This window comes from Brucella tritici (genome assembly GCF_008932285.1).
Lineage (GTDB): Bacteria > Pseudomonadota > Alphaproteobacteria > Rhizobiales > Rhizobiaceae > Brucella > Brucella tritici.
Map to the genome: position 1 here is coordinate 786,902 of NZ_WBVY01000003.1, position 23,701 is coordinate 810,602.

Here is a 23,701-nt window from a genome sequence, read left to right on the forward strand (position 1 = left end):
AAGCTTGCATGATCCTTATTTGTGAACAGACTGTGCAACGGCGCTGTTTCGAATTTGAAAGCAAGCAGCGGAGTGTAGCTTCGAGGCGGTGGCATTAGCCTTCCTTCATGCTCATATTGAAGGAATACGGACATGAACCTTATAACCATGAAGACCCACGACCCTGACGAAAAGCGCTGGCAAAAGGTACTCGACCGCGACAAGGCGTCGGACGGTGCATTTGTCTACGCCGTGCGCACTACAGGCGTTTATTGCCGTCCATCATGCCCATCGCGGCGTGGAAAGCGCGAAAATGTGCAGTTCTTTGACGGCTGCGAGGATGCGGAACGTGCTGGCTTCCGGCCATGCATGCGCTGCAAGCCGCATCTGTCCGAGACATTGGCGATGCAGAACAGCACCCGTTATGCCGATATGGTTGCGAGTGCCTGCCGTTTCATCGAGACGGCGGAAGAAGTGCCTTCACTTGAAGAAATAGCAACGCACGTGAAGGCGAGCCCTACGCATTTTCATCGTGTATTCAAGGAGTTCACAGGACTGACCCCGAAAGCCTATGCCGATGCGCATCGCGCGAGGAAGATGCGGGCGGCGCTTGATGCGCCGGAAATCCGCGTAACTGACGCGATCTATGATGCCGGTTACAATTCCAGCAGCCGATTTTATGAGGCTTCGGACAGGATTTTGGGAATGACTCCAAAGGCTTACAAGCAGGGCGGCAAGAATGCGGAGATTCGCTTCGCCATCGGCCAGTCGGCGCTCGGGGCGGTGCTGGTGGCTGCAAGCGACAAGGGCGTCTGCGCTATTCTGATGGGCGACGACCCGGAAGAACTGATCCGCGATCTGGAAAAGCGGTTTCCGCAGGCCAATCTCATTGGTGCGGACCGTGAGTTCGAGGATATGGTGGCGGAAGTGGTCGGCTTTGTCGAAGCGCCACGTATCGGTCTCGACTTGCCGCTCGATCTGCAGGGAACCGCTTTCCAGCAGCGCGTCTGGCAGGCCTTGCGCAAAATTCCTGCTGGAAAAACAGTTAGTTACAATGAAATTGCCGAGCGGATAGGCGCGCCGAAATCGGTGCGCGCTGTGGCGCAGGCCTGCGCGGCCAACAAGATTGCCGTCGCGGTTCCGTGCCACCGGGTCGTGCGCAACGATGGCGGTCTCTCCGGCTATCGCTGGGGCGTCGAGCGCAAGCGCGATCTCCTGAAGCGGGAGAGCCAGGCATGAACAGAAATGAACCCGTGCAGGCGGATAAAATCGCCGCCTATGACTGGCAAAAAATTGGCGCCGAACTGGACGAGTTCGGCGTCACAATCCTCAGGAACATAATTTCGCCACAGGATTGCCGCGAATTAGCCGCCGGCTACTACAATCTGGCCGCATTTCGAAGCGTTATTTCGATGCGAAAACACGGTTTTGGGCGCGGAGAATACAAATATTACGCAAATCCCATTCCTGCCTTAATTTGGAATCTGCGCCAGACGCTCTATCCGCAGCTTGCGCCCATAGCCAATCGATGGAGTGAGAGACTGGGATCGGATATCCGTTTTCCTCCGACCCATGACGAATTTCTGGACCGGTGCCACGCGGCAGGGCAGACCCGTCCGACACCGCTCATCTTGCAATATGTCGAGGGCGACTATAATTGCCTGCATCAGGATATTTACGGCGATATCGCATTTCCGTTGCAGGTTGCGATTTTGCTTTCCGAACCGGAGAAGGATTTTACGGGCGGGGAATTCGTGCTGACCGAACAGCGCCCCCGGATGCAGAGCCGTGCGGAAGTCGTGCCGCTCCGGCAGGGCGACGGCGTGGTTTTTGCGGTCAATGACCGTCCAATGCAGGGCACGCGCGGCGATTATCGCGTCAAGATGCGGCACGGTGTCAGCCGCATCCGTTCCGGCCAGCGGCATACGCTGGGCATAATCTTTCACGATTCCAGATAAAGCATGTCTCCCAAAAGTGGGAACCGCCTTCGCGGGGAAATCAGTCCACTGGACTGATTTCTGATCCCGTTACGATGGGATAAAGACATGCGTGAAAACAAAAGCTTAAAGCGTGTTCCCTGAATATAGTAAGATGCAACACGCTTTAAAGGTTGAAACCGGTGTTTCGATCGCCTTTGATCGCGGCTAGAGCATGATTCCGAAAAGTGGGAACCGGTTTTCGGATAAAAACATGCTCAAACAAAAAGTTTAGAGCGGGATAATGGTTCAACTTGAAAACATCACGCTCTAAACGATCAAAGGAGTCGGATATGAGCGTGACCATCTACGGTATCAAGAACTGCGACACCATGAAGAAGGCGCGCACCTGGCTTGAAGACCATGGCATTGATTACGGATTTCACGATTACAAGAAGGAAGGGCTCGACGGCGAAACGCTCGACCGCTTTCTGAAAAGCGTTCCGTGGGAACAGTTGCTCAACCGGGCCGGAACGACGTTTCGCAAACTGCCCGAGGAAGAACGCCAGAACGTCGATGCCGCCAAGGCGCGGGCACTGATGCTGGCGCAGCCATCCATGGTCAAGCGTCCGGTCCTCGATAAGGATGGAAAGCTGACGGTCGGTTTCAAGCCGGATCAGTATGAAAACTTCTTCAAACCTTGAGGTGGAGGAGCACTGCCATAGATAGCTGCCGATAAGCAGATGGAGAGATCTATGCGGCAGCGCGCGAATATGGTCGTTCAGCAATGGTCTGCAAGCTGGCGCGATTCCCTGATCGCTTCCTTCGCAGGCGGTGTCGCATGGCTGATCTGCCAGTTGGCGCTGGGCCAGCCGAAACCTGTCTTTGCGATGGTCACGGCGGTGATTTGCCTGGCGCCGAACCTGCCCAACCATGGCAAGCAGGCGATAGGGGTCATGGTCGGCGTCACCACAGGCGTGCTGGTCGGCGAGCTTTCTCTGCTCTTGCCCGAAACTGTGCCGGTTTTCCACACAAGCATAGTGACATTCGTTGCCATGGTCCTGGCGACCTCTTTCGGCATGGCCCCGGCAATTGCCATCCAGTCGGGCGTTTCGGCGATACTGGTTCTCGCCATGGGGCCGCAGGTCGCAGGCGTTACGCGGCTGGTCGATGTTCTGGTGGGAGCCGGGGTGGGCCTGCTGTTCAGCCAGATATTGATGACGCCAAGCCCCCTGCTTTTGATCGATAAGGCCGCTCGCGGCCTGCTCGACCGCCTCGCAAAAGGCCTGAAACAATCGGCGGTGGCACTGGAAAAGCAGGACCCTGTGCGGGCACAAAGCGCCATCAACCAGTTCACATCGGTGCACCGGGCGGTGATCGCATTGGGCGACGGTATCGCACTGGCACGCAGCAATGCGCGCTGGTCGTTGCGCGGGCGACTGGTGGCGCGTGAGGTCACGGAAATGGCTGGCCGGTATGACCGGCGCGGCATCCGTCTTTACGCATCGGCGCTGCTGTTCGGCGAAGCTCTGGGCAATGCGCTGCGAAAGAAAGAGGCCCCGCCGCCGCGCTGGCTGGTGGAAGCCTTGCAGATTGTCATCGCCAATTGTGAACTGGAGGAGGGGCAGGAACCAGGCCGGGTCCCGCCCATGCCAAACGACATTCCGTTCGGCTGGCGCGATAGCGCGCACCGGCTGATATCGGTTCAGGATACGCTGCTGCACTTCCTGCATTCCGATCTGCCGGATAGCATTCCCATCGCCGGAAGGAAGACTGAAGAAAAGCCAACTGCGGCATAGGTGGGCGCACACTGCTGCTGCGGAAAGACGTCACGCCGCTGAAACTTCACGCCGTTCCAGTATGCGGTCGATCAACCCCCATTCGAGACCTGCCTCCGCGGTCATGAAATTATCGCGGTCAAGGGCGCGTTCCACCTCTTCATAGCTGCGACCGCAATGTTCCGCATAAAGACGCGTCATCAACCTCTTGGTTCGTTGCGCTTCCTCGGCATGGATGAAGATGTCCGATGCCTGCCCCTGAAAGCCACCGGAAGGCTGGTGAACAAGCAGGTTTGCGTTGGGAAGGGCAGCGCGATGACCGGGCTCCCCCGCCATCAGCAGGAAGGAACCCATCGAGCGGGCCGTCCCCATGCAAAGCGTGTGCACGGGTGCACGGACATAGCGCATCGTGTCATAGATCGCGAGGCCGCTGGTCACAACGCCGCCCGGCGAGTTGATATAGAGATTGATCGGCTGTTTGGAATTTTCCGCTTCCAGAAACAGCAATTGTGCGCAGATAAGCGCGGAGACGGTGTCATTCACTTCGCCATTGAGAAAGATGATCCTTTCGCGCAGCAGACGCGAATAGATATCGAATGACCGTTCGCCTCGGCTCGACTGTTCCACGACCATAGGGACGAGTTGCATCGTTTCGCGCATCGGCGAACTCCTCTTTTTTTTAGAGTTTCAGAGCGTCAGACGGTCAAGCGGCGCGCATCATCGGCGCCCGGTTGCTGTTGGCGGCAACTGCCGCAGTGCGCTTCAGGCGTGTGTCGTTCAGTTCATGGATGACGCGCAGAAAGGTGCCGCCGGAAATGCCCGGTAAGATGCGGAACGTGACCATGCTTTCCAGAAAGGGCGGTTCGCTTTCCCGCATCCGGTAGCTGATCTCTTCACCGGGCTTGCAGGAAGCAGGCTCCGGATCGGCCAATGCCTCGGATGGAAGCCAGTTTTCGCGAAACTCCGGAATGCTGATTGCGCGCCAAACTTTCTGCGGCGCGGCATCCAGCTCATATTCAAGCTCGATGCCTTTTTCGCGTGGTTCTTCCTGCCGGTCGGTCATTGGTCCATATCCTTCAGCAAGGTTTTGAGAGCGTCGATACGTTCCGGCCAGTAGACGCGATATTTCGCAAGCCAGTTGGCGATGAGCGTCAGTCCGCTCGGATCGACTTCGTAATTGACGAAGCGCCCCTGGCGTTCCTCACGCACCAGTCCCGCACCGCGCAACACGGCCAGATGCTGCGACATGGCGGGCTGGCTGATTTCCATGCCCTCCCGCAGCGCACTGGCGTTCATGCTGCCCGATGCCAGCTTCTCGAAAATCATCCGGCGGGTCGGGTCGGCAAGTGCCCTGAATACATCGTTGAATATATCATTCTCATTCATGCAAACACATAAGCACGCACTTATGCGATTCGCAAGGCCTTATTTGAAGGCGGACAGTTTAATCAATCAGGCGAATGAAACCGCATAGTGAAAACCGTACCACCGATGCCCTTCGACAAGGCGGGTCCCAGCTCCAGCGGCGTGCATTTTTCAACAGCTTCAATTGCAGCATCCACAAATGCCTTTTTTGCCGCGTCATCACCCTGAACGTTGATTGCGCTGGGGCGCGGCGGACCGATCAGACTGCCATCGCGCCTGAAACTGAAGCTTAGCGTAACGGCGGACTTGCTGATGTCAGATGGCGGAGACCAGCAAGAATACAGCTTGTTACCAACCTCGCGCATTGTTTTCAGTTCCTGCGCATGCGCGGCCCCGGTTGAGGTAAGGGTCACGGCTGCCACCAGCCAGGCCGATAATCGCGATCTGTTCATTCTGATCTTCCATGAAGAGTGTAAAGTGGCGATTGTAAGGGGGCCATATTTGGGCGCAAACCCAAACAACCGGGAGCAAGCTTCATGGAGAGGGCAGGCGTGTTTCAGCCTCAATCCGCGTGATCGATCCGATCAGAAAAATTCAATTGTCCTCGGATGATTGAGGTTTATTTTCCCGCCAATGACCGAGACCTCCCTGGAAATGACCAAGCCTGCATCTTCACAACATCGCACTGCCGTCCGCTATGCCTTCGGCGGTTTCCTGGCCATGGCAGCAGCCATGGGGATCGGGCGTTTCATCTATACGCCGATCCTGCCGGGAATGATGGCCGATGTTGGCTTCACCACCGCCGATGCGGGTTTCATCGCATCGGCAAATTATATCGGCTATCTGCTGGGGGCTGTCGTCGCCGGTTATGGATGGTCTGCGGGCATCGAGCGGAAAAGCGTGATCGCTGGCCTTATCCTCAGCGGATTGCTGTGCGCTGCCATGGCGCTCTTCGGTGGCGTCTGGCTGTTCTCAGTCATCCGTTTTGCAGCGGGTTTCATCAGTGCGGTGACCATGATCCTTTGCACCGCAATCGTTCTAAGCCATGTCACTGCGGCGGAAAGAGCCGGGCTTGGCGCCCTGCATTTCGGCGGCGTCGGCAGCGGCATTGCACTGTCTGCCGTTCTTGTGGCGCTGATCCGTTTTGCCGGGCTCGACTGGCGCGCCGACTGGATCGGCGCTGCGGCTTTGACCATTGTGATGGCTGTTCTCGTTGCGGCTTTCGTCAGGGAAGGGCCGGTCGGTGGCAACAGCGGCACGCGCGAACCGCCGCTTCCCCAAAGCTTCGCCTTCAACGCGCTGGCGCTGGCTTATGGCATTTTCGGCTTCGGCTATGTGATAACAGCCACGTTCCTCATTGCAATCGTGCGCGCGACCGATGGTGGCCCGCTGATGGAAGCGGCTGTGTGGGTGGTGACCGGCCTGACGGCTGCGCCCTCGATCTGGCTTTGGGCACCGGCTGCCAGAAAATTCGGCCTCTTCAATGCCTTTGCCCTGACGGCCATTCTGGAGGCTGTCGGCGTTGCCGCGAGCGTGGTTCTGGCTCCACCGCTCGGGCCTCTGGTGGGTGGTGCGCTTCTCGGCATCACTTTCATGGCATTGACGGCGTTCGGATTGCAGATCGCCCGCACACTCGCACCGGCTTCGCCAAAACGCGCTTTGGCGCGGATGACGGTCTGCTTCAGCATCGGCCAGATCGTCGGCCCGCTGGTTGCGGGCTTCATGGCGCAGCGCTCCGGTTCGTTTACTTCGGCTAGTCTGGCCGCAGCGCTTTCGCTGGTCGTCGTCGCGGTGCTTGGCATCATGGCGGGCCGCATGACAAGATCACAGGGCTGAAACCTTACAAGAATTTAACTGGTAAAGGTGCAAAGACCGGCGTTTTATGAAAAAAACCTCACGAAGCCGGACTGAAATTCAGTGTTTGTGTCATTCTTTCCTCGCCCGAAATTGTTCTTCTGGTCCGCGCTGGTCTGGAGCCTGCTTGCGGTGCTCGGCTGGTATGAAGGAGGGGAAAGGCTGGGCGCAACGTTCGGTCTGCCGCCTCTGGCGCACGACGCGGCGCCGATCATCGGTGCAAGCCTGTTCTGGTCGGCGCCTTTTCTCTGGTTCTATATCTATTTCGCGGTGGTGACTTTCGCTTTCTACCTGTTCTGGGCATGGTTTTCACCCCATCGCTGGCAGCGCTGGTCGATACTCGGATCGGCTTTGATCCTGTTCACCACCTATTTCGGCGTACAGGTCAGCGTTGCGGTCAATGCCTGGTATGGCCCCTTCTACGATCTGGTTCAAAAGGCACTGACAACGCCCGGAGCCGTCAGCGCCTCCGATTTCTACTGGGGCATGGTCACCTTTGCCGAGATCGCCTTTATCGGCGTGACGGTCGGCGTTCTGAGCCTGTTCTTCGTCAGCCACTATATTTTCCGCTGGCGTTCGGCGATGAACGAATACTATGTCAGCCATTGGCCGAAACTGCGTTCCATTGAAGGTGCGGCCCAGCGCGTGCAGGAAGACACGATGCGCTTTTCCACCACGCTGGAACAGCTCGGTGTCAGCCTTGTCAAATCGGTGATGACGCTGATTGCCTTTCTGCCGGTCCTGTTCAGTTTTTCGGAAAAGGTCAGCGAGCTGCCGGTGGTTGGCATGGTGCCGCATGCCCTGGTCGTTGCGGCGATCTTCTGGGCTGCTTTCGGCACCGGATTTCTGGCGCTGGTCGGTATCAAGCTGCCGGGGCTGGAGTTCAACAATCAGCGTGTCGAAGCGGCCTACCGCAAGGAACTGGTCTATGGCGAAGATCATGCGGATCGCGCGGAGCCGATCACGCTCGGCGAACTGTTCCGCAACGTTCGGCACAATTATTTCCGGCTCTATTTCCACTATGTCTATTTCAACGTCGCCCGCATTTTCTACATTCAGGCCGACAATATCTTTCCGACCCTGATCCTGGTCCCGTCCATCGTGGCGGGCAAGCTGACGCTTGGCCTGATGAACCAGATCACCAATGTCTTCTCGCAGGTGCAGGGGTCGTTTCAGTATCTCGTCAATTCATGGACGACGATCATCGAGTTGCTGTCGATCTACAAGCGTCTGAGGGCTTTCGAGGCGGTCATCCATGACGAGCCGCTGCCGTCGCTCGATCAGGTAAACCTGAAGACGACACCCTCGATTTAAAGGGAGCGTTTAAGATCTGTTCTGGCCCGCATGGACGGCATCTTTGTCGAGACTGTCCAGATAATCGCTGTAGGTGGTGCATTTGACATCGGGCTTGGTGCAGACTTCCGTTACGAGCCGTTCCATAGCGCGCCAATAGGCGCCGTCATTCATCAGCACGAAATGGAAACCGAGCTGCAGCGGAATGCGCTCGCCGGTATATTGCTTGTCGAATGCCGCCCGGAAAGCCTTGTAAGCTCGTTCCTCGAAAGCCACCGATTGCTGCGGCGCTTCCTTGCCCTTCGAATGACGGACATAAAGATTATAGTCCATCGCCACGATAGGGCGCTGTGACGGGCCTTCCGGAACAAGAGGCAATCCGAAAGAAGCAAACTGACCGGCAAGGGTCGGCTCTTCGGGGCCGCGCGTGATGGAGGACGCCTGATAGCGGAACCCGTTTGCCTTGAGCGCATCCTGCACCGGCTTCGATGCGGCGAGATAGGGCGCGCGGAAACCGTCAATGCCCTTCAGCGCAAGGTCGCGCCAGCCTTCAGGCTCGCCGTCGATACCGTTATTCTTGTAAGCGTCAGCAGTAATGCGGCGAAATTCCTTGATCTCCTTGTCCCAGTCGGCGGTCGACCAGTCGGTACCGTCAAAATGGCCGCAGCCATGGCTGGCGATCTCGTTTCCTTCCAGATGCGCCTGCCAGATATTGCCAAGGCGGGCGACAACTTCGTCGCGGCTGAGCGCAAAGCCGACATTGGACGAACCCGCCCGCTTGTGGGACGGCTTGTAGTCCCGCCGGTCCTGTTTGGTCATCAGGAAGACGCAGGAGAGGAAATAGGTGAAGTGGGCGTTGTTTTTCTTCGCCAGCTCGCGCGAGCGGGTCCACAGCGCATTGTCATGTGCGCCATCGAAGGAAATCAGCACATATTGCGGCTTTGCAGACATTGGTTCTGCCTGCGCAGTGCAGGTGGCCAGAACCAGGGCGGACATAAGAACAGGGCGGGGGGACAGAAAGCGCATGATTCACGAAACGAAGCGGGGGAGGAACAGTTCCACTAGTTCTTGAATAAGGCTATTGTCGGACCGAAATGCACTTTGTGACACGTGTTTAGGCTTATTTCGCAGACGGGTCTTACATATGGCGCGAAATGCGACTAAAAGCGCCAGAACGAACAAATACGAACATCAATTTGGCTTTAGTGGCAGGTCCATGGCAGACGACAGTTTCATTCGCGAGGTAAACGAGGAAATCCGTTCGGAACGGGCAAAGCAGATCTGGCGGAATTTCGGTCCGCTGTTGATCGGCGGTGCTGTGGCCATCGTTCTGGGAACGGCTGGCTGGGTCGGCTATCAGCACTGGGTCGACAGCAAGGCTTCCGCTTCCGGTGACAAGTTCCTCGCCGCATTGGACCTCGCCTCGGAAGGCAAGAACGACGAAGCGCTGACGGCGCTCGATGATCTGGAGAAGACCGGCTACGGCTCCTATCCGGTGCTGGCACGCCTGCGCGCCGCATCGGTTCTCGCGGACAAGGGCGATGCCGCCGGTGCCGTGAAGGCTTTCGATGACGTCGCTGCCGATAACGCCGTGCCTGCACCGCTTCGCGATGTCGCGCGCCTGCGTGCCGGCTATCTGCTGGTCGACAACGGTTCCTATGACGACGTCGCCAAGCGCGTCGAAACGCTTTCCGCAGATGGCAACCCGATGCGTTCAAGCGCGCGCGAAGCGTTGGGTCTGGCAGCCTGGAAGGCTGAGCGTTTCGATGATGCGGTCAAACTGTTCCAGCAGATTGCCAATGACAGTCTTGCTCCGGCCAATATCCGCCAGCGTTCCAATACGATGCTCGATCTGATGCGCAGCGCAGGCGTCAACGTGCCTGACGCGCAAGGCGCTTAATAAAACAAGCGCATCCCGAAAAGTGCGAAGCGGTTTTCGGATAAGATGCGCGTCAAGATAAATAAATAGAGCGGTTCCACGTTTCGGTTGAAAGCGGAACCGCTCTGGTTTCTGGAGTTATCTTCTCCCATGGGTTTCACAGTCGCCATCGTCGGGCGTCCCAATGTCGGCAAGTCCACGCTGTTCAATCGCCTCGTCGGCCGCAAGCTGGCGCTGGTCGATGACCTGCCGGGCGTCACGCGCGACCGGCGCATCCACGATGCCAAGCTCTACGATCTGAAGTTTCAGGTCATCGACACGGCAGGTCTTGAAGAAGCTGCCAATGACAGCCTGGAAGCGCGCATGCGCGCGCAGACCGAGGCTGCCATTCAGGAAGCTGACGTGATCCTTTTCGTGGTCGATGCCAAGAATGGCCTGACGCCGACCGACAGCACCTTTGCGGAAGTGGTGCGCCGTTCCGGCAAGCCGGTCGTGCTGGTCGCTAACAAGGCGGAAGCGCGCGGCGCGCAGTCCGGCATGTATGACGCTTTCCAGCTTGGCCTTGGCGAACCGTGCCCGATCTCTGCCGAACACGGTCAGGGCATGCCCGACCTGCGCGACGCGATTGTCGAACTCTTGGGCGAAGAGCGTGTCTTTGCCGACGAGAAGGAAGAGGAAGTTGCCGATGAGGTCTTCACGCCAAAGGCTGTCGGTGAACTGATCGGCGACGACATCGAAGACCCGGACGAAGAAGAAATCCCGGCCTATGATGCGACCAAGCCGCTGCGGATCGCCATTGTCGGCCGACCCAATGCTGGCAAGTCGACGCTCATCAATACGATGCTCGGTGAAGACCGCCTGCTGACGGGACCGGAAGCAGGCATTACCCGTGACTCGATCTCGGTGGATTGGGAATGGCGTGGCCGCAAGATCAAGCTGTTCGATACCGCCGGTCTGCGCCGCAAGTCGCGCGTGCAGGAAAAGCTCGAAAAGCTTTCGGTTGCTGACGGCCTGCGTGCGATCCGTTTTGCGGAAGTCGTTATCATCGTTCTCGATGCGACGATCCCGTTTGAAAAACAGGATCTGCAGATTGCCGATCTCATCATCCGTGAAGGCCGTGCGCCGATCATCGCGTTCAACAAATGGGATCTGATCGAGGACCGCCAGATGGTTCTGGCCGATCTTTACGAGAAGACGGCTCGCCTGCTGCCGCAGGTGCGCGGGCTTCGCGCCGTGCCGATTTCCGGCGAGCGCGGACAGGGTATCGACAAGCTCATGGAGAATGTCGTCAAGACCCACGAAATCTGGAACCGCCGCGTTTCGACCGGGCGTCTCAACCGCTGGCTGGCAGGCGTCATCGCGCATCAGCCGCCGCCGGCAGTTTCGGGACGCCGCCTCAAGGTCAAGTATATGACGCAGGTGAAGACCCGGCCGCCGGGCTTTGTCGTATCCTGCTCGCGCCCCGATGCGATGCCGCAATCCTATGTGCGCTATCTCATCAACGGCCTGCGTGAAACTTTCGATATGCCGGGTGTGCCGATAAGGCTGTCATTGCGCACTTCGGATAATCCGTTCGCAGGCCGCGCGAAGAAAAAGAAATAAACGCCATAGAGAGAAAAAGCCCGGATCGCTCCGGGCTTTTTTGTTTGAAGGGATGAGACGGCATCACGCCTTAGGCAGCACAAATTCGACACGCCGGTTCTGCGCCCGACCATCGGGATTGTCCTTGCCCTTGATCTCGTTGGGCGCGACAGGTTCGCTTTCGCCACGTCCTTCCGGCTTCAACCGTGCAGATGGGACACCATTGCCGACGAGAAACTTGATGACCGCATCGGCGCGGTTTTTCGACAGCTTGTCGTTATAGCTGTCGGACCCCTTGGAATCCGTATGGCCCACCACGCGGACGGCGGAATCCGGCATGCTTTCCAATATTCTGGCAATATCGGTCAGCGTTGCCTTGGCTTTGCCAGTCAGTTTGGCGCTATCGAAATCGAACAGAATATCGCTCGTCACGGAAAGGACGATGCTGTCATCGGTTTCGCGCATGGTGATATTGCCGCTCTTCTCGACAATTTCCTGTGCCGCACCGGACAGGCCACGCGCCTTGCCATCGGTGCTGCCCGATGCCGAAACCAGATCACGGATTTCGGGCACGAGGTCGCGAATATAAGCGCTGTTGTCGGTGCTTGTAGTCTGCGCTGCCGCAATGGACGGCAGGCAGAGCACGGCAAGCCCTAAAGCGATGCAGCCTTTGATCTGATTGGTCATGGCCGCCCCCTATTCGGCGGGAACTGCGAACGGTCCGAGCGGCTCAACCCCCTTGATATAGAGCGTCACCTTCTGGCCCTTCGGTGGAGCAGGAAAGACGCCGTGCCAGACACCGACCACATGACCCGTGCCGAACAAGGAAACAGACGCCGGAGCAAGCGGCTTGCCCTCGGAGTCTTTCAGCAGAAGATATTTCTTGTCGCCTGCGAGAAGATAATAATCATTCTCGTAGTCCTTGTCAGACAGCGCGGTGTAAAGTGTCGTTGAAACGCTTCCGCCTTCCTTGGCATTGATGAAGCGGACCTTGACGGTCAGCTTGTCGCCATCTGCCACGACACCGCTCACTTCTGCGGTGGCCTGACCGCTGCTGTGATAACCGCTTGCTATCGGCTGATTGGCCGTCTCCTGAGCATTTGCAGCTTGGGGAAGCGCACTGGCCGAAAGCAGGACAGTGGCAAGAACCGTACGTGAGAGAAACGCCATGAGTATCGCTTTCATTTGTTGGATAACCTAGAGCATAGCGAAGCCAGACAGAAAATATCTGGCGTTACGTGAAGGCAGTGAAAACAAATAAGTGGAGCAGTTCCGGGGATGTGAATGAAAGACGAACCACTCCAGTTGCGGCGCAGAAACCTAGCAGGCAGAAGAAAGAGGTCATGTAAACTTTAAAAACACGCATTAACATTTGCGCGACCGGAAATTCTTCTCATCTGGACAGGGCAATCGAGATCGTGATCGCAGCAAATGTTTAAATCGGCACTTTCAGGTTGAGCTTGGCTTCCGCGGCTGCTAATTCGCCCGCTCCCCGGTTTTCTCCAAAAAAGGTGTAGTGATGACGAAGGCTGACCAGAGCCGTTTTGACGGCGTGACATTGGGCATCGACTTCGGCACGACGAACACCGTTCTGTCTGTGGCAGCACCCGACGGAACCACGGTCGTCCTGAGCGTTCCGAAGGATGGCGCTGAGATTACCGGCTATCGCTCGATCCTTTGCTTCTGGCAGGATCGCGAAACCGGCGAGCGCACTGTTGAAAGCGGACCTTGGGCGATGGACGCATTCGTCAATGCGCCGCATTCCACACGCATGCTGCAATCGTTCAAGACATTCGCGGCATCGAAATCTTTCACCGATACGCCGGTTTTCGGCAAGCGCTTCAAGTTCGAGGATATTCTGACGACCTTCCTCGAAACGGTCGCCGCGCGGCTGGGGGACCGCTTGCCGCCAAAGGGCAATCGCGTGGTCATCGGCAGGCCGGTGATCTTTGCGGGCGCTTCACCGGATGAAGCGCTGGCCATGCAGCGCTATGAAAAGGCGTTCCGGGCGTTCGGCTTCACCGATCTTCACTACGTTTATGAGCCGGTTGCTGCCGCTTATTTCTATGCACAGGAACTGAAAGCTGCATCCACCGTTCTGGTGGCCGACTTCGGCGGCGGTACGAGCGACTTTTCCATCGTGCGCTTCGAAGTGGGCAAGAATGGCCTCAGCTTCACCCCGCTCAGCCAGACGGGTCTTGGCATTGCGGGCGATACGTTCGACTATCGCATCATCGACAATGCCGTTTCGCCGCTGCTTGGAAAGGGTACGGAGTACCAGTCCTTCGGCAAAAGGCTGACCATACCGAACCATTATTATGCAAATTTTGCGCGCTGGAACACGCTGTTCCTGATGAACTCTCCGGCGACCATTCGCGATCTGGACGAGTTGGCCCGGCAAGCGGTCGATCCGAAGCCGCTCGAACATTTCATCAACCTGATCGAGAACGATTACGGCTATGAAATCTACCGCGCCGTTTCGGACCTGAAGGTGCGTCTCTCCTCGCAGCGCATGTCGGAACTGCATTTCAAGGCCGACGACTTCGAAATCCGTTCCGACATCACACGCAACGATTTCGAAAACTGGATCGCAGACGATGTGCGCCAGATTGAACAGTCGGTGCAGCAGGCGGTGGATAAAGCGGAGCTGGAAACGTCGTCTATCGACCGTGTTTTCCTCACTGGCGGCACATCTTTCGTACCGGTCATCCGCACGGTATTTGAAAACCGCTTCCCCGACGCCGAGGTAACGAGCTCGAACCAGTTTGACTCCATCGCCAACGGTCTCGCATTGATCGGGCAAAGCGCAGATATCGAACGCTGGTCTGTGAAGAGCTAGAGTATGTCTCCCGAAAGTAGGAACCGGTTTCGGGATAAGACATGCGTAAAAACAAAGAGATAGAGCATTTCCAATGATCCAATCAAAACAGGAAATGCTCTAGAGGCTGCCCGGAAGGTTAGCGATAGGCTACAGGCCGTCAGGGCAGAATCTCAATCGGCGTTCCGTTCGGTACCCTTGCCCATATGTCGCGCATTTCTGCGTCGGTGACAGCAATACAGCCATCGGTCCAGTCCCAAAGCCGGTGTACGGACGCCAGCCAGCCCCAGCCATTCGGCAGGCCATGTATCATGATATTGCCGCCCGGTGCATGACCGGCTGCGGCGGCCGCCTGTTTGTCGTTTTCGTTCGGATAGGAAATATGCAGGCTCAGATGCGCCATTGAGCGCGGGTTGCGCCAGTCGATAATATAGCGGCCTTCAGGTGTCTTTTCGTCACCTTCACGCTGCTTGTGACCACCGTCTCCATTGCTCCCGAGCGATATTTGATAAGTGCCGATTGTCTTGCCGTCGCGCAACAGGGTCATCTGGCGGTTGGCCTTTTCAACCCGGATCGCATCGGCCTGTTGTTCGGACGGTGCAGCACGCGGAGGCTCGGCCAGGCTTATCCTGGCCATGACCTTCGTATAGCCGAATAATGCAATAGCGATGAGCACTATGGCGAAGAGGATTTTCTTGAACATGGTGCTCGCTTTGAACAGGTCAGTATCGACCTGCTTTTCACAGATGATTGGGGCTTTCACAAGTCGAACATGGTCTGTGAAGTCATGGCCACAACTTAAGAAGCGGTTGCCGTATCGGCAAAACAGGCAGCAATTTCCTTGTTGGCGCCGAGCTTTTCAGCCCATTTGACCAGATCGGGTATCTCGCTTCTTTCAGCCATCCCACCCCAGACGTCCTTCAGTTTGGGCGACTTGCCGGAAAGGTTGAAAAAGAAATAGCCGGGATCAGCCACCGGAACATCCGCATAGACGACGGACCAGTTGCCATATTGCATGAAGCTCTCAATACTGACGGAAGCCGGTTTGACTTTCTTGCCGAGGCTTTGTGCGATGAGAGACCTGTAGTCTGCTTTCTGCTGCCTGGTGAGCGTGGTCGTCACGCCATCGCAGGCTGATTTGGCAAAGACGCTCCCTGCCGGAAGTGTCATCGCAGCAGCAAGCAGAAGTGCGGCACAGGCAGGTGAAAAGCGTGTGTTCATCATTCCCCTCCGAAAAAAGCCAGCGCGATAATTCCGATTTTCAAGCCACTCCATAGATTCCCTCCCCGAAACTTTGACGATACTGGTTTCATCGCAAATAGAACGGCAGTCATCAAAGAAAAGATGACATTTAATCCTCAAAACGGCTCGACCCATCCCGGTCGCGTTCGTAGCCCTTCGTGTCCGGGAATGGCGGCAGCCAGGATTCGCGACGGATGGTCCAGAGTTCATAGGTCGGCTTGAACTGGTTGATTGCGTCGAGTGACCCGAGATTGACTTCGACTTCATCTGCGCTGCGTCCGAAAACCGGCGACCCGCAGCGGGGGCAGAAAAATCGTCCCGCATAGTCACGGGTCTCTCCCTCGACCGTAACCGCAGCTTCCGGAAATATCGCCGAAGCGTGAAACAGGGCGCCGTGATGCTTGCGGCAGTCAAGGCAATGGCAGATGCCGACCCGATATGGCCGCCCTGACGCTTCAAAGCGGACATTGCCGCACAGGCATCCACCCGTAACCTTATCCATGATGCACCTCCTCGCTACAGCAATCCGGTTTTCGCAAAGCTGAAACTGCTTAAACCCCGCATTAACCATATTCGTTCATGGTTAATGCGCTGCTGATAATGACTGTATTAGCCAGAGCCGCAAGCGTGTCCTCCACCCATCGGGCAAGGTTAATACTCCGTTATCGCCGCATCAGTTTAGTCAGTGTGAGTGGAGTGTGCGGTGCGTCTTGTATCTTTACGAGCGCTGTTTGGTCGAAGGAAGGCCGTTGCCGAGCCGGTGTGGCATTACCCCGTCACGGGCTATTGCCCGGAAGAGGGACGCTATTACGCGGTAAGGGCAAAGCCACGCCAGACAGTTCATAAGCCGCATCGCCTGGTGCCGCTGGTTCTGGCAGCCATGACCTATCTCTTCAATTCCAATGCGATTGCCTTTCAGGACATGGCGAGCCTGGTGCCGTCGGCGGATCTGGGATCGCATCGCTGGACTGCCTTCGTCGCCAAGGCGCCGGTCGGCTCCGTGCATCAGGCCGAAATGCCCTTTGTGGACGCAACGACTGTAACGGGCAGCATCGCGACAAACGGTATTGAAGTGCCGGGCATCGGTCGTGTTGCGCTGTCCGGAGGCAAAAAGACGGCCAAGCTCGGCCCGGATGATCCGAACCCGGATGAAAACCGCATCAATCGTTCCGACAAGACGGGGCGTCTTGTCTCGGTGAAGCCCAAGGCGCCCGCCAAGGCCTTCACTGCCGGCAGCATGTTCGAAAAGATCAGCATGATTACGCGTCCGCCTGAAAAGACGGACGCGAAAATGGCCTTTTCCAGCAAGCTGGAAGGCAAGGAAGTAGCCATCACCATGGCGTTCCATGCTGTCAAGCCGCCAAAGCCGCGCTCCGAAATGCCGACCCAGCTTGCCAAGCTCATTACCAATGACCAGCCGGACGTGCTGGCCCTTGGTTATGCGCCTGCGACGCCGGACTATGGCAAGACATCGCCTTTCGAAAGCATTTTGAAGCCACAGCCGGATGAAGGCCGCTTCGTGCCGCCTATAGGCGAGAAGGACCACGAATGGGCGGCTACGCCACTGCCGCCTTCCGCTTTCAGCAAGAGCGAACAGAAGTGCCTTGCCGAAGCTGTCTATTATGAAGCCCGCGGCGAAACGGTGAAGGGGCAGGTTGCCGTCGCGCAGGTCGTTCTCAACCGCGTGCGCAACCCGGCCTATCCGGGCTCGATCTGCGGCGTGGTTTACCAGAATCGCGACTGGCTCAATGCCTGCCAGTTTTCGTTTGCCTGCGACGGCCAGAAGCACCGCGTGACCGAAATGCCGCAATGGCGCATGGCACAGCAGGTTGCAAAGACTGTCTCTGCTGGTCAGATATGGCTACCGGAAGTCGGCTCCGCCACGCATTACCACGCGACCTATGTTCGCCCGTTCTGGGCTCCGACCATGAAGAAGGTCGCCAAGATCGGCCTCCACATTTTCTATCGGACCTATGGCGGCGGATGGAGCTGATCGCTCCGCTCTCGAGCACTGGCGGGATCGACCGGTTTCAACTCACGTTTTTGTTAGCGGACTAAAAGGCCGAACAGGCGCATAAGGCCGCCTTTCAGCCCCACCCGAACAGGGTGCGACCGTCCAAAATCGATTCCGTTTTTTTAGCCAATAATGTGGCCAATCTGATCCTTTGGTCGGAAAATGAGTCGCACCAATACCTAAGTGCTTGAGTTTGTTGGATAAAAAACCTTCTGGACCAATGCCTGCACCGCCTTGACTAGCGGACGGCGTGTCAATATGTTGCGCCCAACTTGGAAATGGGATTGAAATCCTCGTATTTCTTGAGAAAAGGAGCTGCCAATGGCGCGCGGGACTGAACCCGGAAAGCCATCCGGTACCATCAAGAATGCGAAGAACGAACCCGGTTCCGGGGAGCTGGATCAGCGTTTGAACCGCCTGGAGGCCGAACTGGCCAAGAAGGGTGTGCTCAAGCAACCGGCTTCCGAGGAGGAGCGATCGGCGACTGCAAGCTCGGTCGCGCAGGCCATGAAGATTTCCAGCGAGTTTATCGCAGGGGTTGTGGTGGGTGCGCTGATTGGCTGGTTCATTGATCGTGTCGCCGGCACATCGCCCTGGGGATTGATCGTATTTCTCCTTCTGGGCTTTGGTGCGGGCGTCCTCAACGTGCTTCGTTCCGCTGGATATGTTGCCGAACAGGGCAACATCAAATCTAGCGCGGAAAAGAACGACAAGAAATAGGACTTGACGAGCTTCACGGTAAAGTTCGTTCAAGTGTAAGTGAACAGGTGGGCCTTCTGGCCCGAGACTAAAATGCCTTCGGGTAGGCCAAGCCGCCTGCGGGCAGACCAAATCGCCTTCGGGCAGGCCAAAATTGCCTTCGGGCAGGGAAGACAGACGAGGTTAAGGTGGCGAACGATCCGATCCATCAGTTCCAGGTTTCCCGGTGGATTCCCATCGATGTAGGCGGTGTGGACCTGTCGTTCACGAATGTTTCGGCCTTCATGGTCGCAACCGTCGTGGTCGCTTCGGGCTTCCTTTATCTGACGTCTTCGGGCCGCGGCCTGATCCCGACCCGTCTTCAGTCGGTGTCGGAAATGGCTTACGAATTCGTGGCCACCAGCCTGCGGGATTCAGCAGGGTCGAAGGGCATGAAGTTCTTCCCCTTCGTCTTCTCGCTGTTCATGTTCGTTCTGGTCGCAAACTTCCTCGGTCTTTTCCCGTATTTCTATACGGTTACGAGCCAGATCATCGTGACCTTTGCCCTTGCCATTCTGGTTATCGGTACGGTTATCGTCTACGGTTTCTTCAAGCACGGCTTCGGCTTCCTCAAGCTGTTTGTGCCGAGCGGCGTTCCGGGCATCATCGTGCCGCTGGTTGTCGCCATTGAAATCATCTCGTTCCTTTCGCGTCCGATCAGCCTCTCTGTTCGTCTTTTTGCGAACATGCTCGCCGGTCACATCACGCTCAAGGTTTTTGCGGGCTTCGTCGTTTCGCTGGCTGCACTTGGGCCCATCGGCATCGGTGGCGCTGTGCTGCCACTGATCATGACGGTCGCGATCACCGCACTGGAATTCCTCGTAGCCTTCCTGCAGGCCTACGTGTTTACCGTTCTCACCTGCATGTACATCAACGACGCAGTACATCCGGGACACTGAGTTCAAGCCGGCGGGCGACCGCCAGAACTGAAATCCGCGCTTATATTCAATCCAGAAGGAGCTTAACATGGAAGCGGAAGCAGCAAAGTACATCGGCGCCGGTCTCGCCTGTTTCGGTATGGCCGGTACGGCTCTCGGCCTCGGCAATATCTTTGGCCAATACCTCTCCGGCGCTCTGCGCAACCCGTCCGCTGCTGACAGCCAGTTCGGCCGTCTGGTGTTCGGTTTCGCCGTTACGGAAGCTCTGGGCATCTTCTCGCTGCTCATCGCGCTTCTGCTCCTCTTCGCCGTCTAATCAACGGTCGCAAGAAACGGGCTGGCCGCGAAGCAGCTTTGGGAACATGGCCTTTCTGGTCATATTCCGTCGAAAGATGCAGACGCGGCTGGCCTTTGCATATGTCGTCTGAGTAAGGCATGATCCTTCTCCATCTGGATCAGATCGTGCTGGATTAAAGGGGAAATCTGGATGTTCGTGTCCACGGCGTTTGCCCAAACCGCCACCGAATCGCAACCGGCACCTGCTGCTGGCGAGCACGGCGCAGCTGATGCTGTGCACACCGAAACCGGGGTCGCTCACGATGCCGGACACGGCAGCGGCGTATTCCCGCCGTTTGATTCCACCCACTATGCATCGCAGATCCTCTGGCTCGCGATCACCTTCGGGCTTTTCTATCTGTTCATGTCGCGCGTGGTTCTGCCGCGCATCGGCGGCGTGATCGAAACCCGTCGCGACCGTATCGCTCAGGATCTCGAGCAGGCAGCCCGCCTCAAGCAGGATGCCGACAACGCTATTGCTGCCTATGAGCAGGAACTGACCCAGGCCCGCACCAAGGCTGCTTCGATTGCCGAAGCCGCTCGTGAAAAGGGCAAGGGCGAAGCCGACGCAGAGCGTGCTGCGGCTGAAGCTGCACTTGAAGGCAAGCTCAAGGAAGCCGAAGAACGTATCGCCGCGATCAAGACCAAGGCCATGAGCGACGTCGGCAACATTGCCGAGGAAACCACGGCAGAGATCGTCGAACAGCTTCTGGGCACCAAGGCCGACAAGGCTTCGGTAACAGCAGCCGTCAAGGCTTCGAACGCCTGAGGAGAGGACAATGGACGCTACATTCTGGGCACTGATTGGCCTCATTATCTTCCTGGCAATCCTGGCTTACCTGAAGGTTCCGGGCATGGTTGGTCGTTCGCTCGACGAGCGCGCTGATCGCATCAAGAACGAACTGGAAGAAGCTCGCACGCTTCGCGAAGAAGCCCAGCAGCTGCTGGCCGAATATCATCGCAAGCGCAAGGAAGCCGAAAAGGAAGCTGGCGACATCGTTGCTTCCGCCGAGCGTGAAGCCAAGGCGCTTCTCGAAGACGCCAAGCGCGCGACGGAAGAATATGTTGCACGCCGTAACAAGCTGGCCGAACAGAAGATCGCAACGGCTGAAGTCGATGCCATCAACGCAGTTCGTGCTTCGGCAGTTGACCTCGCAGTCGCCGCAGCCGGCAAGATCGTTGCCGACAAGGTAGACACGAAGGTCGCAGGCAACCTGTTCAAGGATGCTCTGTCGCAGGTCAAGTCGAACCTGAACTAATCCCGACTCATATAGTTTCAGGGAAACGCCGCCTCAAAAGGGCGGCGTTTTTTGTTGGCTTGGGTCGAGAAATTGATTTCAGTGCAGTCTGATCAGAGGCTGGCTGCCATGCCGCCCAGTTTGTCAAACAATGGTCGATATTCCTCCAAAGCAAGATCATCCAGTGCACAAGCTTCCGCTGGCGTGAACCATCGCAGTTCCGTGTGTTCCCGGTCGCGAATGGTGGGGTGGCCGCCCCAGGCGGTGACCGTAAAGAGGTGGAATGACGCGACCGGATTTGCGACCTCTATGATGGCAAGGAATGAGAACAACCGGATCGTTAACCCGAGTTCCTCGTCGATTTCCCGTTGGAGCGCGCTTTCAAAGCTCTCGCCCGCTTCAACATGACCGCCCGGTAAACTCCACCGATTTGGATACGCGCGACGATCCGGGCTGCGGTGCCCAAGAAGAATGCCCTTGGGGCCGACGAGAACCGCATTGACAATATCCGGCATGATGGCCCTCCGGCGGTACGAAGTGCGGTCAGTCCTTGAGGTCTGCCAGATGGGCAAGCGGCAGCTCTCCTTGTGATTTGACCGTTTGAATGGCGAAGTTGCTCCGAATGTCGATCACGCCGGGAAGCCGCAACAGCGTGCCGGATAGAAAGCGTTCATAGGCAGCGAGATCAGCAACCACCACCTGTAACAGAAAATCGGATTCTCCCGACACGAGATGGCATGAAAAGACCTCCGGCAGATTTTGCACGGAGGTGCGAAACGCAGTCGCAGTTTCCTCGTGATGGCGCTCCACCCGGATGCCGACGAAAACAGTCAATCCAAGCCCGACCGCATTGCGGTCGAGTGCTGCATGATAACCTTGAATAGCACCTGCCTTTTCGAGCATCTTGACGCGCCGCAGGCATGGAGAGGGCGACAGGCCGACTTTCTCTGCCAGTTGTACATTGGAGAGCCGCGCATCTTCCTGAAGTGCGGTCAGTATCTTGCGGTCTATAGCGTCCAGTTTCAATTTTGGCATGATTCGACAATCAGAGTTAGTATATTGGTAGAATATACCACAAATCAGAAACATTGGGCCACAAATCGCAAGGACATGCGCATGCGTCTCCGCATAGTTTCGATACGCCACTGCTTCGCATAGCGGTCAGGCTGGTACTTTCTTTTTCGCATTATCCTACGCATCGAAGCGGGAAATGAAATCAGTCCAGTGAACTGATTTCCTTGCATAGACGCTTCGCAATTTGCTGGAAATGCTCTGGTGGACGATATCGATGGGTGAGATGTGGTTATATGCGGGCGCATTGGCTGCTGCATTTCTTATTCCGGGGCCGGATATGCTTCTGCTACTCCAGACCGGCGCGGCTGAGGGCAGGGCGCATGCGCTTGCAGCGGCAGCAGGGCTTGCAATTGCGCGTGCCTGTCATGTGGCACTTGCCGCACTTGGTCTCGCTGCGCTCCTTCATGCCTTTCCTGTAGCGTTTCAGTTGGTCCGGATTATCGGCGCCTGCTATCTGGTCTGGCTTGCCATAGGCATTCTGCGCCATGCGTTGCCGACAGTGGATACAGTCGGCGGTGTGCGTGAGCGACGATCCTATATGGCGTCGGCTCGGAAAGGTCTTCTCACCAATCTCCTCAACCCGAAAGCGCTGCTTTTCTGTTCGGTTCTGCTGCCGCAGTTCGTTCATCCCGAAAATGGCAGTATTGCGCTCCAGTTTGCACTTCTGGGGGCGATCATGACCACGGTGGGATTGTCGTTCGATACGATCTACGCCTTTACTGGCTCGTCGCTCGGAAGCCTGTTCAAGCGTTATCCTGCCATACAGTCAGTCCAGCGCTGGGGTTTTGCAACGCTGCTTTTCGGCTTCGCGGCCAAGTTGGCGGCTGTTTAAAGCATAGTCCGACCGGAGTGAAACGAGGATCGATAAGATTATGCTTGAAAATATAATAGCTTAGAGCGCCAATCAGATCGAAACGCGCTCTAAACGCTATAACGGCCTTTGATGGGCGCGAAAGTGTAGCGATGGATACCGGGAACGGGGCCAGCCGCTTCGATGGCGGTGCGGTGCTTCACGGTCGCGTAACCTGCATGTATCTCCAACCCATAGGGTGGATGCACGGCACCGGCACGGATCATCATCCGGTCGCGTGTTACCTTGGCGACGATGGAGGCGGCGGCGATGGAAACGGAGCGCTGATCGCCCTTGACCAGCGCCGAACCTGGGCAGGGAAGCCCCGGCGGAACATCACGTCCGTCGATCAGCGCGTGGCATGGCCGCAGGGTCAGGCCGACAGAGGCGCGACGCATGGCTTCCAGCGCGGCCTTCCTGATGTCGCTTGCGTCGATGCTTCGCGCGCTGAGGCTTGCCACGGAAACGGTGACGGCCTTTGTCAAAATGGTTTCGTAAAGCGCTTCACGCTTTGCAGCCGTGAGACGCTTGGAATCGTCCAGGCCATCTGGAAGGTCATTGATATCAAGAACAACCGCAGCGGCAACCACAGGACCGGCCAAGGGCCCCCGTCCGGCTTCGTCGATGCCGGCGATGTGTTTTAGTCCACGCGAAAGCAGTCTTTTCTCTTCAGAAAAGTCAGGCGCGAGCGGGATATCAAAGAGGAGCGGAGAATCAGAAGCCGAGCGTTTCATTTGGCGGCAATGCTCGCATTGCTTCCGATTCTCCGCAAGGGCCCTGCTCGAGGACGGTGGCGTGAAAGCAGGTAGCCCCTCCGTCTGAAGGACAAATCAGACGGAAACTGAATTGACGACTGATAGGGTATGCA

The 23,701-nt window shown here is 57.1% G+C and carries 29 protein-coding genes; 16 read left to right on the top strand and 13 right to left on the bottom strand.

Annotation, left to right across the window (positions count from 1 at the left end; genetic code table 11):
- The first annotated feature begins 132 nt into the window (after positions 1-132).
- From ada to F9K94_RS13570, 4 genes are all read left to right on the top strand, one after another.
- Positions 133-1,218: a bifunctional DNA-binding transcriptional regulator/O6-methylguanine-DNA methyltransferase Ada gene (ada, locus tag F9K94_RS13555; protein WP_151646221.1), complete on the top strand. Its 1,086-nt coding sequence runs from the start codon at positions 133-135 to the stop codon at positions 1,216-1,218.
- Positions 1,215-1,937, top strand: coding sequence for a 2OG-Fe(II) oxygenase (locus F9K94_RS13560; RefSeq protein WP_151646223.1), 723 nt, complete (start codon positions 1,215-1,217; stop codon positions 1,935-1,937). The genes ada and F9K94_RS13560 overlap by 4 nt, the downstream gene beginning before the upstream one ends.
- 311 nt (positions 1,938-2,248) lie before the next feature.
- Positions 2,249-2,599, top strand: coding sequence for an ArsC family reductase (locus F9K94_RS13565; protein WP_061345067.1), 351 nt, complete (start codon positions 2,249-2,251; stop codon positions 2,597-2,599).
- A 51-nt stretch (positions 2,600-2,650) separates the two neighbouring features.
- Entirely contained in the window at positions 2,651-3,694 is a 1,044-nt protein-coding gene (locus tag F9K94_RS13570; protein ID WP_151646225.1) for an FUSC family protein, read from the top strand.
- Positions 3,695-3,724: 30 nt separating this feature from the next.
- On the opposite strand, the gene F9K94_RS13575 is transcribed toward F9K94_RS13570, so the two are convergent.
- From F9K94_RS13575 to F9K94_RS13590, 4 genes are all read right to left on the bottom strand, one after another.
- Positions 3,725-4,333, bottom strand: a complete 609-nt coding sequence (locus F9K94_RS13575) for an ATP-dependent Clp protease proteolytic subunit (RefSeq protein WP_061345069.1) — start codon at positions 4,331-4,333, stop codon at positions 3,725-3,727.
- Positions 4,334-4,376: 43 nt separating this feature from the next.
- Entirely contained in the window at positions 4,377-4,736 is a 360-nt protein-coding gene (locus F9K94_RS13580; RefSeq protein ID WP_151646227.1) for an SRPBCC family protein, read from the bottom strand.
- Complete coding sequence (locus tag F9K94_RS13585; RefSeq protein WP_151646229.1) at positions 4,733-5,059, bottom strand: ArsR/SmtB family transcription factor; 327 nt, start codon at positions 5,057-5,059, stop codon at positions 4,733-4,735. The genes F9K94_RS13580 and F9K94_RS13585 overlap by 4 nt, the downstream gene beginning before the upstream one ends.
- 62 nt (positions 5,060-5,121) lie before the next feature.
- Entirely contained in the window at positions 5,122-5,490 is a 369-nt protein-coding gene (locus tag F9K94_RS13590; protein WP_151646231.1) for a hypothetical protein, read from the bottom strand.
- Between the two features lie 202 nt (positions 5,491-5,692).
- On the opposite strand from F9K94_RS13590, the gene F9K94_RS13595 reads away from it, so the two are divergent.
- Positions 5,693-6,874, top strand: coding sequence for a YbfB/YjiJ family MFS transporter (locus tag F9K94_RS13595; RefSeq protein ID WP_061345242.1), 1,182 nt, complete (start codon positions 5,693-5,695; stop codon positions 6,872-6,874).
- Between the two features lie 81 nt (positions 6,875-6,955).
- Entirely contained in the window at positions 6,956-8,206 is a 1,251-nt protein-coding gene (gene sbmA, locus F9K94_RS13600; protein ID WP_061345073.1) for a peptide antibiotic transporter SbmA, read from the top strand.
- A 9-nt stretch (positions 8,207-8,215) separates the two neighbouring features.
- On the opposite strand, the gene F9K94_RS13605 is transcribed toward sbmA, so the two are convergent.
- On the bottom strand, positions 8,216-9,211 hold the full coding sequence (locus F9K94_RS13605) for a polysaccharide deacetylase family protein (RefSeq protein WP_061345074.1): 996 nt from the start codon (positions 9,209-9,211) through the stop codon (positions 8,216-8,218).
- A 190-nt stretch (positions 9,212-9,401) separates the two neighbouring features.
- Here F9K94_RS13605 and F9K94_RS13610 point away from each other — a divergent pair, with 190 nt between their 5' ends.
- On the top strand, positions 9,402-10,085 hold the full coding sequence (locus F9K94_RS13610) for a tetratricopeptide repeat protein (RefSeq protein ID WP_151646233.1): 684 nt from the start codon (positions 9,402-9,404) through the stop codon (positions 10,083-10,085).
- Between the two features lie 129 nt (positions 10,086-10,214).
- Positions 10,215-11,666, top strand: coding sequence for a ribosome biogenesis GTPase Der (gene der, locus F9K94_RS13615; protein ID WP_010658311.1), 1,452 nt, complete (start codon positions 10,215-10,217; stop codon positions 11,664-11,666).
- 63 nt (positions 11,667-11,729) lie between these two features.
- Here the strand turns inward: der and F9K94_RS13620 are convergent, their stop codons facing one another.
- The gene (locus F9K94_RS13620; RefSeq protein ID WP_151646235.1) at positions 11,730-12,332 is read right to left on the bottom strand and encodes an OmpA family protein; all 603 of its coding nucleotides are present in this window, start codon (positions 12,330-12,332) and stop codon (positions 11,730-11,732) included.
- A 9-nt stretch (positions 12,333-12,341) separates the two neighbouring features.
- The gene (locus tag F9K94_RS13625) at positions 12,342-12,830 is read right to left on the bottom strand and encodes a hypothetical protein (RefSeq protein WP_151646237.1); all 489 of its coding nucleotides are present in this window, start codon (positions 12,828-12,830) and stop codon (positions 12,342-12,344) included.
- 334 nt (positions 12,831-13,164) lie between these two features.
- Here F9K94_RS13625 and F9K94_RS13630 point away from each other — a divergent pair, with 334 nt between their 5' ends.
- Positions 13,165-14,484, top strand: coding sequence for an Hsp70 family protein (locus tag F9K94_RS13630; RefSeq protein ID WP_061345078.1), 1,320 nt, complete (start codon positions 13,165-13,167; stop codon positions 14,482-14,484).
- Between the two features lie 139 nt (positions 14,485-14,623).
- Here F9K94_RS13630 and F9K94_RS13635 read toward each other — a convergent pair whose 3' ends face one another.
- From F9K94_RS13635 to F9K94_RS13645, 3 genes are all read right to left on the bottom strand, one after another.
- Positions 14,624-15,166: a L,D-transpeptidase family protein gene (locus F9K94_RS13635; RefSeq protein ID WP_151646239.1), complete on the bottom strand. Its 543-nt coding sequence runs from the start codon at positions 15,164-15,166 to the stop codon at positions 14,624-14,626.
- Between the two features lie 95 nt (positions 15,167-15,261).
- The gene (locus F9K94_RS13640; RefSeq protein WP_235920619.1) at positions 15,262-15,687 is read right to left on the bottom strand and encodes a hypothetical protein; all 426 of its coding nucleotides are present in this window, start codon (positions 15,685-15,687) and stop codon (positions 15,262-15,264) included.
- A 127-nt stretch (positions 15,688-15,814) separates the two neighbouring features.
- Positions 15,815-16,207 (bottom strand): GFA family protein, encoded by a 393-nt coding sequence (locus F9K94_RS13645; protein ID WP_061345080.1) that lies wholly within the window; start codon positions 16,205-16,207, stop codon positions 15,815-15,817.
- A gap of 201 nt (positions 16,208-16,408) precedes the next feature.
- Here F9K94_RS13645 and F9K94_RS13650 point away from each other — a divergent pair, with 201 nt between their 5' ends.
- The 6 genes from F9K94_RS13650 to F9K94_RS13675 all read left to right on the top strand — a co-directional run bounded on the left by F9K94_RS13650 (position 16,409) and on the right by F9K94_RS13675 (position 20,930).
- Positions 16,409-17,698 (top strand): cell wall hydrolase, encoded by a 1,290-nt coding sequence (locus F9K94_RS13650; RefSeq protein WP_061345081.1) that lies wholly within the window; start codon positions 16,409-16,411, stop codon positions 17,696-17,698.
- Positions 17,699-18,040: 342 nt separating this feature from the next.
- On the top strand, positions 18,041-18,439 hold the full coding sequence (locus F9K94_RS13655; protein ID WP_061345082.1) for an AtpZ/AtpI family protein: 399 nt from the start codon (positions 18,041-18,043) through the stop codon (positions 18,437-18,439).
- 167 nt (positions 18,440-18,606) lie between these two features.
- The gene (locus F9K94_RS13660) at positions 18,607-19,356 is read left to right on the top strand and encodes a F0F1 ATP synthase subunit A (RefSeq protein WP_061345083.1); all 750 of its coding nucleotides are present in this window, start codon (positions 18,607-18,609) and stop codon (positions 19,354-19,356) included.
- 67 nt (positions 19,357-19,423) lie between these two features.
- On the top strand, positions 19,424-19,651 hold the full coding sequence (locus F9K94_RS13665) for a F0F1 ATP synthase subunit C (protein WP_002963544.1): 228 nt from the start codon (positions 19,424-19,426) through the stop codon (positions 19,649-19,651).
- A 171-nt stretch (positions 19,652-19,822) separates the two neighbouring features.
- Positions 19,823-20,440, top strand: coding sequence for a F0F1 ATP synthase subunit B (locus F9K94_RS13670; protein WP_151554279.1), 618 nt, complete (start codon positions 19,823-19,825; stop codon positions 20,438-20,440).
- Positions 20,441-20,450: 10 nt separating this feature from the next.
- On the top strand, positions 20,451-20,930 hold the full coding sequence (locus F9K94_RS13675; protein ID WP_010658323.1) for a F0F1 ATP synthase subunit B: 480 nt from the start codon (positions 20,451-20,453) through the stop codon (positions 20,928-20,930).
- A gap of 92 nt (positions 20,931-21,022) precedes the next feature.
- On the opposite strand, the gene F9K94_RS13680 is transcribed toward F9K94_RS13675, so the two are convergent.
- Both F9K94_RS13680 and F9K94_RS13685 read right to left on the bottom strand, forming a co-directional pair.
- The gene (locus F9K94_RS13680) at positions 21,023-21,424 is read right to left on the bottom strand and encodes an NUDIX hydrolase (protein ID WP_151646243.1); all 402 of its coding nucleotides are present in this window, start codon (positions 21,422-21,424) and stop codon (positions 21,023-21,025) included.
- 28 nt (positions 21,425-21,452) lie between these two features.
- Complete coding sequence (locus F9K94_RS13685) at positions 21,453-21,944, bottom strand: Lrp/AsnC family transcriptional regulator (protein WP_109986121.1); 492 nt, start codon at positions 21,942-21,944, stop codon at positions 21,453-21,455.
- Between the two features lie 253 nt (positions 21,945-22,197).
- Between F9K94_RS13685 and F9K94_RS13690 the strand changes: the two genes are divergently transcribed.
- Positions 22,198-22,815 (top strand): LysE family translocator, encoded by a 618-nt coding sequence (locus tag F9K94_RS13690; protein ID WP_151646245.1) that lies wholly within the window; start codon positions 22,198-22,200, stop codon positions 22,813-22,815.
- 89 nt (positions 22,816-22,904) lie between these two features.
- Here F9K94_RS13690 and F9K94_RS13695 read toward each other — a convergent pair whose 3' ends face one another.
- Positions 22,905-23,567, bottom strand: a complete 663-nt coding sequence (locus F9K94_RS13695; RefSeq protein ID WP_151646247.1) for a ribonuclease HII — start codon at positions 23,565-23,567, stop codon at positions 22,905-22,907.
- Positions 23,568-23,701: the final 134 nt, after the last annotated feature.